This is a genomic window from Imperialibacter roseus, from assembly GCF_032999765.1.
Classification (GTDB): domain Bacteria; phylum Bacteroidota; class Bacteroidia; order Cytophagales; family Cyclobacteriaceae; genus Imperialibacter; species Imperialibacter roseus.
This window is the reverse complement of the sequence record NZ_CP136051.1, coordinates 333,290-347,726: the sequence shown is the minus strand read 5'-3', so window position 1 is coordinate 347,726 and position 14,437 is coordinate 333,290. Positions and strand designations below refer to the sequence as shown.

General features: G+C 45.5%; 11 protein-coding genes. All 11 read right to left on the bottom strand.

Features of this window, described 5'->3' with window-relative positions:
- Window positions 1-4: 4 nt before the first annotated feature.
- Window positions 5-2,509 carry a heavy metal translocating P-type ATPase gene (locus RT717_RS01460; protein WP_317489974.1) on the bottom strand — a complete coding sequence of 835 codons (2,505 nt, stop codon included), beginning with the start codon at window positions 2,507-2,509 and terminating at the stop codon, window positions 5-7.
- The gene (locus tag RT717_RS01455) at window positions 2,506-2,934 is read right to left on the bottom strand and encodes an MgtC/SapB family protein (protein ID WP_317489973.1); all 429 of its coding nucleotides are present in this window, start codon (window positions 2,932-2,934) and stop codon (window positions 2,506-2,508) included. Before RT717_RS01455 ends, RT717_RS01460 begins: the two co-directional genes overlap by 4 nt.
- A 9-nt stretch (window positions 2,935-2,943) precedes the next feature.
- Window positions 2,944-3,357, bottom strand: a complete 414-nt coding sequence (locus tag RT717_RS01450; RefSeq protein ID WP_317489972.1) for a bestrophin family protein — start codon at window positions 3,355-3,357, stop codon at window positions 2,944-2,946.
- Window positions 3,358-3,427: 70 nt separating this feature from the next.
- Entirely contained in the window at window positions 3,428-3,823 is a 396-nt protein-coding gene (locus tag RT717_RS01445; protein ID WP_317489971.1) for a bestrophin family protein, read from the bottom strand.
- A gap of 11 nt (window positions 3,824-3,834) precedes the next feature.
- Window positions 3,835-4,248 (bottom strand): Fur family transcriptional regulator, encoded by a 414-nt coding sequence (locus RT717_RS01440; protein ID WP_317489970.1) that lies wholly within the window; start codon window positions 4,246-4,248, stop codon window positions 3,835-3,837.
- The gene (locus RT717_RS01435) at window positions 4,226-5,146 is read right to left on the bottom strand and encodes a cation diffusion facilitator family transporter (protein WP_317489969.1); all 921 of its coding nucleotides are present in this window, start codon (window positions 5,144-5,146) and stop codon (window positions 4,226-4,228) included. Before RT717_RS01435 ends, RT717_RS01440 begins: the two co-directional genes overlap by 23 nt.
- A gap of 11 nt (window positions 5,147-5,157) precedes the next feature.
- Window positions 5,158-6,354: an efflux RND transporter periplasmic adaptor subunit gene (locus RT717_RS01430; RefSeq protein ID WP_317489968.1), complete on the bottom strand. Its 1,197-nt coding sequence runs from the start codon at window positions 6,352-6,354 to the stop codon at window positions 5,158-5,160.
- A gap of 18 nt (window positions 6,355-6,372) precedes the next feature.
- Window positions 6,373-10,746 (bottom strand): CusA/CzcA family heavy metal efflux RND transporter, encoded by a 4,374-nt coding sequence (locus tag RT717_RS01425; RefSeq protein ID WP_317489967.1) that lies wholly within the window; start codon window positions 10,744-10,746, stop codon window positions 6,373-6,375.
- A gap of 304 nt (window positions 10,747-11,050) precedes the next feature.
- Window positions 11,051-11,449, bottom strand: coding sequence for a hypothetical protein (locus RT717_RS01420; protein WP_317489966.1), 399 nt, complete (start codon window positions 11,447-11,449; stop codon window positions 11,051-11,053).
- Between the two features lie 108 nt (window positions 11,450-11,557).
- Window positions 11,558-14,041 carry a heavy metal translocating P-type ATPase gene (locus RT717_RS01415; protein WP_317489965.1) on the bottom strand — a complete coding sequence of 828 codons (2,484 nt, stop codon included), beginning with the start codon at window positions 14,039-14,041 and terminating at the stop codon, window positions 11,558-11,560.
- Window positions 14,042-14,184: 143 nt separating this feature from the next.
- Complete coding sequence (locus tag RT717_RS01410) at window positions 14,185-14,361, bottom strand: hypothetical protein (protein WP_317489964.1); 177 nt, start codon at window positions 14,359-14,361, stop codon at window positions 14,185-14,187.
- Between the last annotated feature and the right edge of the window lie 76 nt (window positions 14,362-14,437).

Here is a 14,437-nt window from a genome sequence, read left to right as displayed (position 1 = left end):
CAGACTATTTCTTATATGCCAATAATCTCAACGCATTAAAGACTACCACCAAGGTGGAGCCTTCATGAATAAGCACGGCGGGCCCGATGGTCGCAATTCCTGAAATTGTTAGCGGTATCAACAAGGCTACTATTCCCAAGCTCACCCAAAGGTTCTGCTTGATAATGCCTTTGGCTTTTCTACTTAAACCTATGGCAAAAGGCAAGGTTTCCAACTTATCAGCCATCAAGGCGATATCGGCTGTTTCCAGCGCTACATCGCTGCCTGCCGCTCCCATGGCAACACCTACGGTGCTATTTGCCATGGCCGGGGCGTCATTCACGCCATCTCCAACCATCGCTACTTTGGATTCCTTTTCCTTAAGCTCTTTAATTGCTTCAACCTTTTCTTCCGGTAACAAACTACCCCACGCATCTGTCAGCCCAATTTCTTTGGCCACTGCATCGGCTACTTTTTGGTTATCCCCGGTAAGCATGATCATGCGTTTGATGCCAAGTTTTTTTAATTCTTCGAGCGTACTTTTTGCTTCCTTTCTGGGTGTATCCATCAGAGCAATAATGCCAATGTATTTGTCATTTTGACGGATCAGCATGGTCGTATTACCATCTGACTCCAGTGACTTTACTTTTTCTTCTATTTCCTTCTCTGGCTTATTATCATCCAGGGATACAAACAAGTCCATATTACCGATATACACTTTGCTGTTGCCCAGCGAAGCTTTTATCCCTTTACCAAGTACAGCTTCCAGGTCTTTTGCATCAGGTACGTCTGCACCATTCAATCGCTCTTTACCATCCCGCACCACAGCTTTGGCCAGAGGATGGTCGCTGAGGTTTTCTACAGCTACAGCTATTTTCAACAGTTCTTCCTCGTTTACATCACCTAAAGCAATTACTTCGGTGAGCTTGGGTTTACCTTCGGTAAGTGTTCCGGTTTTGTCAAAAGCCAGGGCGGTAAGTACTCCCAAATCTTCCAAGGGACGCCCCCCTTTGATAAGTACGCCACTTTTGGCTGCCCGGGCTACTCCACTTAGCACTGCACTCGGTGTGGCAATGGCCAAAGCACAAGGGCTGGCTGCCACCAATACGGCCATTGATCGGTAGAAGCTTTCGCTAAAGGTTTCGTCCAGTACCAGAAATGCAAAATTGAGTATGACCACCAAAACCAGTACAGACGGCACAAAATATTTCTCAAATTTATCGGTGAGCCGTTGTGTAGGTGATTTCTGGGTCTGGGCTTCATTGACCAGTTTCACCAGGCGAGAAAGTGTAGAGTCCTTCGCTACTTTAATCACTTTGAGTTCAAGTGTGCTATTGCCATTGATGGTACCGGAAAAAGCCCGGTTCTCGTCTTTGATGTCTTTTTCCTTCGACCAGTCTTTATCGGGGTTATCCACTGGCACTTTATCAACCGGCACACTTTCCCCGGTGATAGGCGCCTGGTTTACACTACTTTGCCCGCTGACAACCACCCCATCGGCTGAGATTTTGCTGTTGGGTTTTACGACAATGATGTCACCGATGCTCAATTCCTCAATACCGACTTCTTCGGTTTTGCCATTTCTCTTAAGCCATGCCGTTTTAGGAGCGAGCTCTGCCAAAGCAGCAATGGATTTACGGGCTTTGTTCATGGCATAATGCTCCAGTGCATGGCCCATGCTGAACAGGAATAACAATAAGGCACCTTCGGCCCATTCGCCCAGAATGGCTGCGCCAATGGCTGCTACCAGCATGAGAAAGTCAATTTCAAAGCCGCCTTTGGCCACGGTTTGAATCGCTTCTTTGGCTGTAAAATAGCCGCCAAAGAAGTATGCTCCGATGTATAATACGAGGCTCACCCAGGAAGGCACAGCCTCTACATAAGACAATCCAAAGCCAATTCCGAGCAATGCTCCACAGATAATAGAAAAGATCAGCTCGGTGTTTTTACCGAAAATACCGCCATGCGAATGATCATGATCTTCACCTTCCTCATGGTCATGTTCCTTGTCAGCTTCTTCTTTTTGCTCTTCGCCTTTTTCAGCTTCTTTTACCTTATCAAGAAAACGTTCGGCACTTACCTGGGTATCCGGTATATCAAGTCCCTCTTTTCTCAGCGCTTTCAGGATATCCGTTTCATCCACCTGAGTCGCATCATACTCAATCCGCACCATGCCGGATGCCGATACGGAAGCTTCCATAATACCGGGCATCCCCCGAAGGTCACGCTCAATATGTCGGGCATGGCGGGAATGGCGAATGCCTTCTACTTCTATGAGTTTGTGTCCAAATTTTTGGGTGATTTCCGCCCCTGTTTGCTCTGCCAGCGACTGGATACGGTCTATGGAGATTAACTCGGGGTCGTAATGAAAGCATAGCTGAGGTACGCCATTATCTGTTTGGTCTGCAACATGCACTTTTTCCAGACCTTCTTTGTCTTGAAGCTTTTGAATCAGCTTATGGACACATTGATCTTTCTCATCCGGTACTTCGGGCAACAGTAGAGGTATTTTTATCTGTAGCTTTTTCATTTTCTGATATTTTTCTTCTTTAAAAAAGGGAAATGATGTGAAATCAATAATAGAATAAGCAAGGCGGATGTGACACTTGCGATAAGGTACATGCCATATCCAATAGCAATTCCTACAGCAGCAGTGGCCCAAATAGTAGCTGCGGTTGTCAGGCCTGAAATAAAATTTTTGGATCCATCTTTGAAAATGATACCGGCACCCAGAAAGCCAATGCCTGAAACAATATTGGCAACAATTCGGGTCTGGTCTGCTACTTCAATGTGGGAGTTGATAATTGTGACTAAAGCCGCACCCAGGCAAACGGCAGCATACGTTCGGATTCCTGCGGCATGCCCGTCAATTTCCCTGTCGAGTCCTATCAAAACACCAAGTACCAGGGCAACAAGTAGTCTGGGTATGAGAGTTATTTCAGTTTGAAAGTCCATTGTTTTGTGCTATAAAACATAATAGTCTGTCGGTTTTTTCTTTTCAGGAACATCCGTTTCTCCAATCTTTTGTCTGATGTTTATTTCTATCGTTTCCGCCAGGTCTGTCGTGGGCGTATCCAGGGGTCGGTTCTCAAAAGGATTCTGCATGAGAATGGAGGTTTTTTCGATGCCAATAAAAATGATCGGGATACCAATAGTCAGGCCTATTTCTACTGCCAGGTACTCATCTGATAAGCCAAACGGTAGCATGGTGGCAAACACATAAATGATCAAATGGATCAACAGGCTGTGTGCTTTGGGAAAGACCGTGTTTTTTATAAGTTCGCACTTGCCCATAGAATCACATAACCTGGCGATGGTGCTATCGATTTGCACCTGCTGAAAATCATTTACCATACCCTTTTCTTTTGCCCTTAACAAAGTTTCAGAATGCTGTGACAATAAAGTATTTGGAATATTAAAAGCTTCAGTATTATTGGATTCTGTATATTTAATGACCCTGCGAGAAAAAGGTAGTTTTCTTAACGATTGCCCACCAGATGATCTGCTGATCAGCTATTTCTCTAACCAGAGCTACATAGCGCTCGTTGTTCTTCTCAAAAAGTGAAACACACTGCCTGACCAGTGTTCTGGAATCGTTGACAATAGCACCCCAAATAATACGGGCTTCCCACCAACGCTCATAGGCTTGATTGGTTCGAAAACCCAACAGCAAGGCTACCGCAGTACCAAAAACGGCAGTGACGCCAATAGGAACCGAAATTTTGTCAAGAAATTCGTATTGATCGAAAATACCTACCACAACCGCAAACGAGGAGATAAGTACAATATCTACCTTAATGATTTTGATAAAGTCGATTATGGATATTCTTTTAATTAGAAGCATATTCTTAACTATTACTTACAATCAGGGCAAACACCCTTTACCACCAGGTTGGCTTCTTCGCCTTTGAACTTGCTTGGCAGGTCAATTTCCGGGATTTTGTACTTGGGCAAACAGAAGGTTTCGCTACACACCCGGCAATGAAAATGCACGTGCAGGTCCCGTTCGATATTGCACTCGCATCCCTCTTCGCATAAGGCGTATTTAGGTGCTCCGGTACCGTCATCTATACTGTGTACCAGTCCATTTTCCTGAAAGGTCTTCAGGGTGCGGAATAGTGTTACCCTGTCTGACTTTTCAAATGCTTTTTCCAGGTCGGAAAGGCTGATGGCGGCCTCCCGACTGGTCAGGGCTTCCAGCACCAACAGCCGCATGGCTGTTGGTCGGATGTCCTTTTCTTTGAGTTTATTTTCGAGTTCTTTGATCATGCCAACTTTCTTTTTGTGTTGAATTTGGCTCCACATGAATGTGTACATCCAATACATAGGGTACATTTTTCATTATTTTGTCCTTTACTTCATGGGCTATATCATGGCCATGTTTTACCGTCAAATCTCCATTGATCCAGATGTGTAAATCCACATGGTAGCCAGTGCCCATTTTCCGGGAACGGCACTTTTGTACAACTTGCACAGCATTAACGCTCAAAGCAATGCCAGAGATATCCTCTTGCAGGTCGGGCTCCAGAGCTTCATCCAGCAGTTCACCAATGGCCGGTCGGGCAATGCCGCAGGCGTTGTAAATGATGAATCCTCCTGCCATTAGAGCCGCAAAGTCATCTGCCACCTCATAACCCTCGCCACCAATTAATGCTATAGATATTCCTATAAATGCAGCAGCAGAAGTAATCGCATCACTACGGTGGTGAAATGCATCTGCTTTTACTGCTCCGCTATTAATTTCAGTTCCAGTTTTTAGTACAAAGCGGTACAGAAGTTCTTTAGTAAGTATTACCACCACCAGAATAATAAGTGTGTATGGAGCCGGGGTTTTATGCGGTTCCATAATATGCAGCACACTATCCCGAATAATAATACCAGCCGCTATCACTAATGCCAGAGAAATACCCAAAGCAACTAACGCCTCGGCTTTTCCATGACCATAGGGGTGATTGTCGTCAGCAGGCTTTGCAGACCACTTCAAGCCTATCCATAACATCGTAGAGGTAAAAACATCCGCTCCTGATTCTATGGCATCCGCAATCAGGGCATAGGAATGGCCGAAGATGCCTCCTAGAGCCTTAACCACTGCCAATAATGCACTTACAATTATGCCAATGAGTGTGGTGCGCAAACCTTTGTTTGGAGTATTTTTAGCCTCTGCCATGCTTGAAATTCTTAATGCCCATGTCCTTCTTCTTCGGTATTTTTGGCTTTAGCCAACAAGGTGAAGGCACCTTTGGTGACAAGTTGAATGGTACTCAAGTCCTTCGCTGTATCGGCCAACGAAATCTGCGTATAGCCGTCTTCGGTATATCCCTTGATGACTTCCAGCATTTCAAAATCGTGTACGATTTCACCGTTCTCTGATTTCTTACCCGCATATGAAAAAACGTACTGCTTGCCACCAAACCGCACAATGGAGGCTTCCGGAGCAGCTAGCACATCATTACTGTCGGTTTCGATCCTGGCAGCTACATACATGCCCGGCTTCAGGTCTTCATGCATCTTTTTTAAATGTCCATGTACGGTTACCGAGCGGTCTTCCCTTACTCCACTGCCCACAAGGAACACCTTAGCTTCCCGCCAATCGTTCGGAGAGTTGACCAGGGCAAAGCGGATACGCTGGCCTTCCCTTACCCGTGGGATGTCGTTTTCATATACCGTCAGTTCCACATGCAGATCTTCGGCATTGGTGATGTCCATGATCACATCCTGTGGATTGATGTACTTGCCTACATTGGTGTACACCTCTCGAACTGAACCGTTTACCGGGGCATAAATATTGACAGAAGATGAAACGGTACCTTCACGTATTTTTGCTGGGTTGAAACCGATAATTTTCAAACGCTCCTCCATACTTTTAATTCGGGCTTCATTGGCCAGGTAGTCACTTTTCGCCTGTTGAAAGGTTTTGCCGGAGGCTACTTTTTCATCAAACAACTCCTTCTGCCGATCATATTCTGCTTTTAGAAACTCCTGGTTGGCCAGGCCCTCGAGATAATCCTGTTGAAACTGGATGAACTCAGGGTTTTCAATCACGACCAGAAGCTGGCCCTTTTTTACTTTGCTCCCTGGGAGCATTTCTGTATATTTCACAAAACCCCCATAAGGCATATTGATTGAAATATTGCTTTGTGGAGGTACGTCAATCACCCCGTTTACCCGTAATTCTGAACCAATGACCTTTCTCTCGATAGCTCCAACCTGTATGGCCGCCTGTTCGTACTGTGCCTCTGTGAGTTCTACCGTATTCTCACTTTCTTCGTGATGTTCTTCAGCAACTTCTTCAGTTTTTGAGCCACAGGAGGCAATAGTCAATCCCAGTATAAAAACCATTGAGATTCTGTTGATGTATTTGAAAGTATTTTTCATTTGTTGATTTCTTTTTTATTAAACGCCTGAGATAAACTCTATCTGGATAATGGTCTGGTTGTATTGGTTGAGAATGTCCAGGTAATTGAACCGAACTGTCAATGCCCGGTTAAGCCCCTGGATGTATTCCACATAGCCAATTTCCCCGTTTTCAAATCCTTTCTGAGCCTGATTGAGAATAAGTTCAGCCTGCGGTAAGGCATTTTGCTCATAATAATCGAGACTGGTTTGAAATTTTTGGTACTGCTGGATGAGAGACCTTAACCTGCCTTGCAGTTCGTTGGTCACCGCTTGTAGCCTTGCTTCGCTTTCCTGCTTTTTCAGTTCGCCAGCCTTGATGACCGATCCTTGTGACTTGGCACCAAAAATGGGGATAGCTATACCTACCTGGAAACCGGTAAATCGGTCGCTGGAGCTGAAAGTGACCGGGTTGCCGTCCAGGTCTTGATTAGGGCCGTTCAGCGACTGATTGAAGTACCCCACTGTCAGGTCGGGTAGCAGCCGTGATTTCTCTACCGACTTTTCTCTTTCAGCTACCTCCATTTGTTGGCGGAACCAGGCAAGTGTTGGGTTATTCGCAATGCCTTGCGTATCCAGTAATACACTGCTTTCTCTTGATTTAAGGTTGCCCACTGTGATATCTATCGGGCTTTCCAGGTTGAGCAAGGTTTGTAGCTGGGTCCGATAGATTTCAATATCGGACTGGTTTTGCTGCAACATGGCTTTTATTTCAGCCACCTGCGACTCTGCTGTTGCTTTTTCCAGCAAGTTGCTTTCCCCGGTTTGATAACGAAGGCCTGCTGCTCGTACGAATCGCTGGTAAATGCTGTCCTGCTCCAGTAATAACTGTCTTTTGCTTCTTTCAAACCAAAGGATATACCAGATAGCTTTTACCTGCTTCACCAGTTCGTTTTGCGTGGCGTTTTTCCGCCATTCGCTTGCTTCCATCCTCGCTTTGGCCAGCTTGTTTTGATTGGCATAAACCGTAGGGAATTCGATGGATTGAGAGATATTGAACTGATTGTCATTGTTGTAAATGCTGTTGTACTGCCCGTGTGTAAGGCTGAAATTGGTTTTGGACAAATTCCAACTGGCACCTTTTAATGCTCGTTCCTGTTGGGTTTGCAGGTCTGCTGCCTTCAAGGTCGGATTGTTTTGGATCGCCACTTGTATCGCCTCGCCCAGGGACTGAAAGGAAGCAGGTGATTCCTGTGCCTTTACTTCTTGAAACTGGAGGAAAAAGATACCGATAACCAATAGCGGTGCAACTGCTCCGGGCTTTACTTTTATCCCTCTTTCAAAATAGTAGTAAAGGATGGGCAACACAACCAGTGTCAGGAAAGTAGCGGTGATCAACCCACCAATCACCACGGTGGCCAGTGGACGCTGTACTTCAGCTCCACCTGATTGAGAAAGCGCCATGGGTAGAAAACCCAAAGAAGCTACGGCAGCCGTCATGATTACTGGACGCAGACGTACACTTGTGCCTTTGTAAATCCGCTCAAAAATATCGGAGATGCCGTCTTTTTTCAGGTGATTGAACTCGCTGATGAGTACTATCCCATTCAAGACTGCTACTCCAAACAGTGCAATGAAGCCAACACCTGCCGAAATACTGAAAGGCATACCCCTGAGCCATAAAGCGAAGATGCCGCCAATAGCTGAAAGGGGGATGGCCGTAAAAATGAGGATGCCCTGCTTAATGGAACCGAAGGTGAAATAGAGCAATACAAATATCAATAGAAGGGCCAACGGAACGGCAAAAGCGAGTCGTTCACGGGCTTCCACCAGATTTTCAAACTGGCCTCCGTAGGTGACCGTGTAACCCGGCGCAAACACCACTGATTCGTCAATTTTCTGCCGAAGTTCGTCCACCACACTTTCCACGTCACGATTACGAACGTTGAAAGCTACTATGATCCGTCTCCTGGTATCATCCCGCTGAATTTGGTAAGGGCCTTCCTGGATTTCCACTTCGGCCACCTGGTAGAGCGGTATCTGGTGCCCATCTTTACGGGCGATGTAAAGGCTCCGAACGGACTCTACATCCTCCCGGTTGGTCTTATCCAATCTGACCACCAGATCAAAGCGTCTCTCGTTTTCATACACGAGCCCCGCAGAAGCTCCGGCAAAGGCGGCCTGTACCGAGCGGTTTACATCCCGGATACTGAGCCCGTATTTGGCCAGCTGGCCCCTTTTGTAATTGATGACAATCTGAGGGATACCTGTCACCTCCTCGATGTACAGGTCTACCGCTCCCTCTACCCCTGAAGAAAGGCGGCCTATCTGTGTAGCGTATTCCGTGAGCTTTTCCAGCTCCTCTCCATAGACTTTAATAGCCACATCCTGACGAACCCCTGTCATGAGCTCGTTAAACCGCATCTGGATGGGTTGCTGGAAACCAAAAGTTACTCCCGGAATAACTTCAAGCGCCTCCGCCATTTTATTGGCCAGGTCTTCCCTGTTGGATGCAGATACCCATTCAGATTTGTTTTTCAGGATAATCATCAAGTCAGCCGCCTCCGGTGGCATTGGGTCGGTGGGGATCTCACCTGATCCAATTTTGGAAACTACTTGTGTAACTTCGGGGAATTGAGCCAGTAATATTTTCTCCGCTTCTGTGGTGGCATTGATGGTATTTTGCAACGAACTCCCACTCATGACACGGGTCTCCACGGCAAAGTCGCCCTCTTCCAGGGTAGGTACAAATTCACCGCCCATATTGGAAAATACCCAGAGCGATGCTCCAAATAATCCAAGTGCTATGGCTAACATCAAAGGTCGTTTGTGCATCGCCCAACGGATTGTCGGGTCGTACAGCCTGTGAAAGAAAGCCATGATCTTGTCTGAAATATTGGGTTTGTATTCGGTCTTTTTACTTAGCACAAGAGCGGACATCATGGGTACATAAGTAAGCGAAAGGATAAAAGCACCGAGTATAGCAAAGCTCACCGTCTGTGCCATAGGGCCAAACATTTTACCTTCTATTCCCACCAAAGCAAGGATGGGCAGGTACACGATGAGAATAATGATCTCCCCGAATGCGGCCGAATTCCTAATTTTGCTGGCCGACTGATAAACCTCTTTGTCCATTTCCTGCTGGGTCAGCTTCCTTCCAAGTTTCAGTAAACCCAGGTGGTGCAAAGTAGCCTCCACAATGATCACCGCTCCGTCCACAATCAACCCAAAATCAATAGCCCCCAAACTCATCAGGTTGCCCGACACACCAAAGAGGTTCATCATGCCAAAGGCAAAAATGAGCGCAAGAGGGATTACCGATGCTACGATCAAACCTGCCCGGAGATTTCCCAACAGAAGCAACAAAACGAATATCACAATCAAGGCTCCTTCAGCGAGGTTTTTGCTCACTGTACCGATGGCCGTATTTACCAATTTTGTACGGTCCAGAAAAGGCTCAATGGTAACTCCCTCAGGCAATGTCTTACGTATTTCGGAAATTCGGCTTTTTACATTCTCAATAACCTCTGCGGAGTTTTCTCCTTTCAGCATCATCACAATGGCGCTGACCACTTCTCCTTCTCCGTTTCGAGTGGTGGCACCATACCGAACGGCACTGCCCAGCTGTACCTTTGCTACGTCATTGATCAGTACAGGGATGCCATTCGCATTATTTTTGATGAGCATGTTGCGGATGTCGTCCATGTCGCTCACCAGTCCTTCGCTTCGGATGAAATAGGCGCTGAGGTTTTTCTCGATGTATGCCCCTCCGGTATTCTCGTTGTTTTCTTCCAGTGCCTGGAAAATGTCGGCAATGGAGACGTTCATGGCCTTGAGCCTGTCGGGGTCTATGGCAATCTCATATTGCTTAAGGTAGCCTCCAAAGCTGCTTACATCCGCCACCCCTGGAGTACCTAGCAACTGCCTTCGCACAATCCAGTCCTGGATCGTACGAAGTTCACGGGCATCATACTGATCTTCATATCCCGGCTCTGTTCCCACTACATATTGGTAGATTTCTCCAAGTCCGGTAGTGATGGGAGCCATGCCCGGCTGACCTACTCCTGGTGGGATTTGAGCTTGTACATCAGTCAGGCGTTCGCTTACCTGCTGACGGGCCCAATACACATCCACGTCTTCTTTAAAGACGATGGTCACCACCGACAGCCCAAAGCGGGAGAATGAACGGATCTCGTCCAGCTCAGGGATGGTGGCCATCGTGATTTCGATGGGAAAAGTGATTAAACGCTCCACCTCCTCAGCGGCCAGCGAGGGGGAAGTGGTGATGACCTGCACCTGGTTATTGGTAATATCCGGTACGGCATCAATGGGAAGCCTCGTAAGCGAGTACCCTCCCCAAATGACCAGGCCCAGCGTGAGTAGGCCAATGATCAGTTTGTTCTTGACCGAAAATTGAATGATTTTATCTAACATGTTTCTTTAATCATTAATTTTTATATGAGGAACAATCAATAGGATGATTAGAAATGCGATAAACATTAGCACGATGATTGTTGCCAGTATGTATTGCAATACCACCTTGATTATTCTCCGTTTTTTCTTTCTGGTTTTGATTTTCTTCATCTTGTTACCAAGTAGAATGAAAAGAGTCACCGATGACAGCTAACCTAATGACTGTGTCATGGGAATTAAGCATCAAAACAAATAAGGGGAATAAAGCCCAGGCTCTTTCAACCAAATGGTGAGCTTTGTCTATTTGAATAAAAGCTGAATTAGATCAGGCTTTGGGGGGCTGAAAAGGGGATTCTGAGTATTCGGAGCAAAGAGAAAAGCTATAGAGGGTTGCTCTGGTCTGGGTAGAAAAGTGAAGAATATCTGTTTCTATATGGTTCGATAGTTGGGCGATGAAAGTATATCCGTGACAGCATTGGTGCTGACCATGAAAAGGGAGATCATCATGGTCAGATTCATCATGATGACCCTGTGTATCACCTTTATCGTTGAGATAATCTTCCGCTAAAAATTGCCAAAAAGAATCCCCGTCAAATTCCTTATGTTCTTCGTAGTGGTCAAAAAGGTAGGGAAGCTTTGGTAATTCACAACATAAATCCATGGTAGGCCCCATTGCCTGCATCAGGAACAGAAAGCTGAACGATATGGATAGAATGGGATTCATTTGTCCGCAAATATACGCAAAATTAAGGTGCAATGGTAGTGCAAAGTCGGCAAGTACCCTTAATGTCCTTCGTCATGCTCGATGATCCTCTAATCATTGTTTTCATTTTTATCTTAATCTTAAACTGTTACCTATTACTGAAACGGAGCTCAGACTCATGGCCGCTGCGGCAAGCATCGGACTCAACAAAAGACCAAATACTGGAAAGAGCACTCCTGCGGCTATTGGTACACCTAGCATATTGTAAACGAAAGCAAAGAACAGGTTCTGCTTGATGTTTCTCATCACATCTGTACTCAACTTACGAGCTCTCACGATCCCATCCAACTCTCCTTTAACCAACGTAAGACTTGCGCTCTCAATAGCTACATCCGTACCTGTTCCCATGGCAATTCCGACATTGGCTTGAGCAAGTGCCGGGGCATCATTGATTCCATCACCGGCCATAGCTACAATTTTTCCTTCTTCCTGGAGCGCTTTTACTTTTTCGTATTTGTTTTCCGGTAAGAGATCTGCTACATATCCATCTAATCCAAGCTTATCTGCAACCGCTTTGGCTGTATTCTTATTGTCACCAGTGAGCATAATCACTTCCAGTCCTTGGTCTTGCAAATGCTTAATAGCATCAGCTGATGATTCTTTGATGGGGTCAGCAACGCTGATGAACCCGGCTACTTCCTTATCAATCACCACGAACATGACCGTTTGTCCTTCAAGTTGTCTTTGCTTCACATCTTCATCATGCTCCTGATCCAGTGTTAAATCAAATTCCTCAAGGAGCTTTTTGTTGCCAATGGCTATTTGCAGCCCATCTACTTTGCCTGTAATGCCTTTACCAGTAATGGAGTTAAAATCGTCAACCTTCTGAGGTTTCAGTCCTTTATTTTCAGCTCCCTCGACAATGGCATGTGCCAATGGATGTTCACTACTCGATTCAAGTGAAGCAGCATTTTTCAGGATGGCATCTGCACTATATTTTTCGTGAATGGACTGTACGTCCTGGAGTGATGGTCTCCCTTGTGTGATGGTTCCGGTTTTATCAATCACCAATGTGGTCACCTTGTGCATTTCCTCGATGGCTCTGGCATCCTTTACCAAAATCCCCTGCTTTGCACCTTTTCCAGTTCCAACCATGATCGACATGGGAGTAGCTAGTCCTAATGCACATGGACAGGCAATGATTAGCACGGTCACTGCACTGGTAAAGGCATAAACTAACTTAGGATCAGGACCCCAAATCGCCCAAACGGCAAAAGCAATGATGGCAATCGAAACAACGATGGGCACAAAATAGCTGGACACTTTGTCAGCCAGATTTTGAATGGGCGCTTTCGTTCGGCTGGCTTTATTGACCATCTCGATGATCTGGGAAAGCAGTGTATCGCTACCGACCTTTTGAGCTTTCATTTGAAAAGAACTGGTACCATTGATCGTTCCTCCAATAACATTATCTCCTTCCGATTTCTCAACGGGAACAGGTTCACCTGTGATCATAGATTCATCGATGCTGCTTTTTCCTTCAGTTATCTCTCCATCTACCGGAATCTTTTCACCTGGTTTAATCTTAATGATGTCATCTAGCTTCACATGCTCTAACGGAATCGTCAACTCCTCACCATCTCTAATGACCGTTGCTTCAGGTGGCACCAGGTTGAGAAGCTCCTTGATGGCAGAATTGGTTTGACTTCTTGCTTTTGCTTCCAATAATTGTCCTAATAGAATCAGGGTAAGAATGACAACCGCAGCTTCAAAATATAAGTGAACAGCTCCTCCTTCAGATTTGAATTGATCAGGGAAAATATCAGGAAACAGTAAGGCAAAAATGCTAAACAGGTATGCAGCTCCAGCTCCCAATGTGATGAGTGTCCACATGTTCGGCGAGCGATTGATGATGGATTTGTACCCTCTCACAAAGAAATTCCAACAAGAGTAAAAGATGACTGGTGTACTCAATGCAAACTGCACCCAACCCCAGGTCTTTTCGCTTGCGATCCCAGATAAAGAAACACCTATCATCTCACTCATGGCGATAAATAAGACGGGCAGTGTAAAAGCCACCGAAATCCAGAACTTGGTCAGCATTTTCTTGTATGCTTTCTGTTCCTCCGAACCATCATCAGCAGAGGCTTTTTTCGGTTCCAAGTCCATTCCACATTTCGGACATGAGCCCGGATGATCCTGCTCTACTTCAGGGTGCATCGGGCAGGTGTAAATGGTTTTCGAACTTTCTTCCTTTTCTAAATCCATTCCACACTTAGGACAATCGCCTGGCTTGTCATATTTCTTATCTCCTTCGCATAGCATGGGACAATAGTATTTGCCAGATCCTCCAGTGTCATTTTTTTTGATTTTTGGCATAGGGTGATGATGCTCATGTGACCCTGGAAGGTGAATGTCATAGCGATCTCCGTCCTTTTGCAAGGCTTCTTTAAGTGTCTCAATGGGAACATGAGACTCCATTTGAACTACCGCTTCCTTATTTGCTAAATCAACAGAAACATCAGAGATACCCTCAACTGCTTTGAGCATTTTCTCTACATGACTCCTGCAACCATTGCAGGTCATTCCGGAAATTTTATACGTGTGTTTCATGTGTCTTGTCTATTTTTTATGGTCACCGGTTCGCCGGAGCGATGGAATTCGTCCTTTCGGGACTCATTTTGTTTCATTTGAAGATTAATGAAACAAAGATCGGAGGTGCAAAACTGAATCGATTTCATAATCATGGATTTGATTTACACAATTTTGTCAAGCGATTTTCTATCCGATTGAAACATGGTTTTGTACTCTGACATACTAAGACCTGTTTCCTGTTTGAACTGACCAGACAAAGGATTGATGCTTGAATAATCAAGGATGTAAGAAATGTGAGAAAAGGAATGGAACCCGTCCTGAATAATTCGTTTTAACATTGATGTTAATAATTGCATTAACCCAACAAATGTAACGGGTGTATCCTTTGGGTTTTCGCAAGCCTTTCTTAAGATT

Excerpts from the sequence above, each read along its gene's own strand:
- RT717_RS01460 (WP_317489974.1), bottom strand. The coding sequence starts at position 2,509 with ATGAAAAAGCTACAGATAAAAATACCTCTACTGTTGCCCGAAGTACCG.
- RT717_RS01455 (WP_317489973.1), bottom strand. The coding sequence starts at position 2,934 with ATGGACTTTCAAACTGAAATAACTCTCATACCCAGACTACTTGTTGCC.
- RT717_RS01445 (WP_317489971.1), bottom strand. The coding sequence starts at position 3,823 with ATGCTTCTAATTAAAAGAATATCCATAATCGACTTTATCAAAATCATT.
- RT717_RS01440 (WP_317489970.1), bottom strand. The coding sequence starts at position 4,248 with ATGATCAAAGAACTCGAAAATAAACTCAAAGAAAAGGACATCCGACCA.
- RT717_RS01435 (WP_317489969.1), bottom strand. The coding sequence starts at position 5,146 with ATGGCAGAGGCTAAAAATACTCCAAACAAAGGTTTGCGCACCACACTC.
- RT717_RS01430 (WP_317489968.1), bottom strand. The coding sequence starts at position 6,354 with ATGAAAAATACTTTCAAATACATCAACAGAATCTCAATGGTTTTTATA.
- RT717_RS01425 (WP_317489967.1), bottom strand. The coding sequence starts at position 10,746 with ATGTTAGATAAAATCATTCAATTTTCGGTCAAGAACAAACTGATCATT.
- RT717_RS01420 (WP_317489966.1), bottom strand. The coding sequence starts at position 11,449 with ATGAATCCCATTCTATCCATATCGTTCAGCTTTCTGTTCCTGATGCAG.
- RT717_RS01415 (WP_317489965.1), bottom strand. The coding sequence starts at position 14,041 with ATGAAACACACGTATAAAATTTCCGGAATGACCTGCAATGGTTGCAGG.
- RT717_RS01410 (WP_317489964.1), bottom strand. The coding sequence starts at position 14,361 with ATGTTAAAACGAATTATTCAGGACGGGTTCCATTCCTTTTCTCACATT.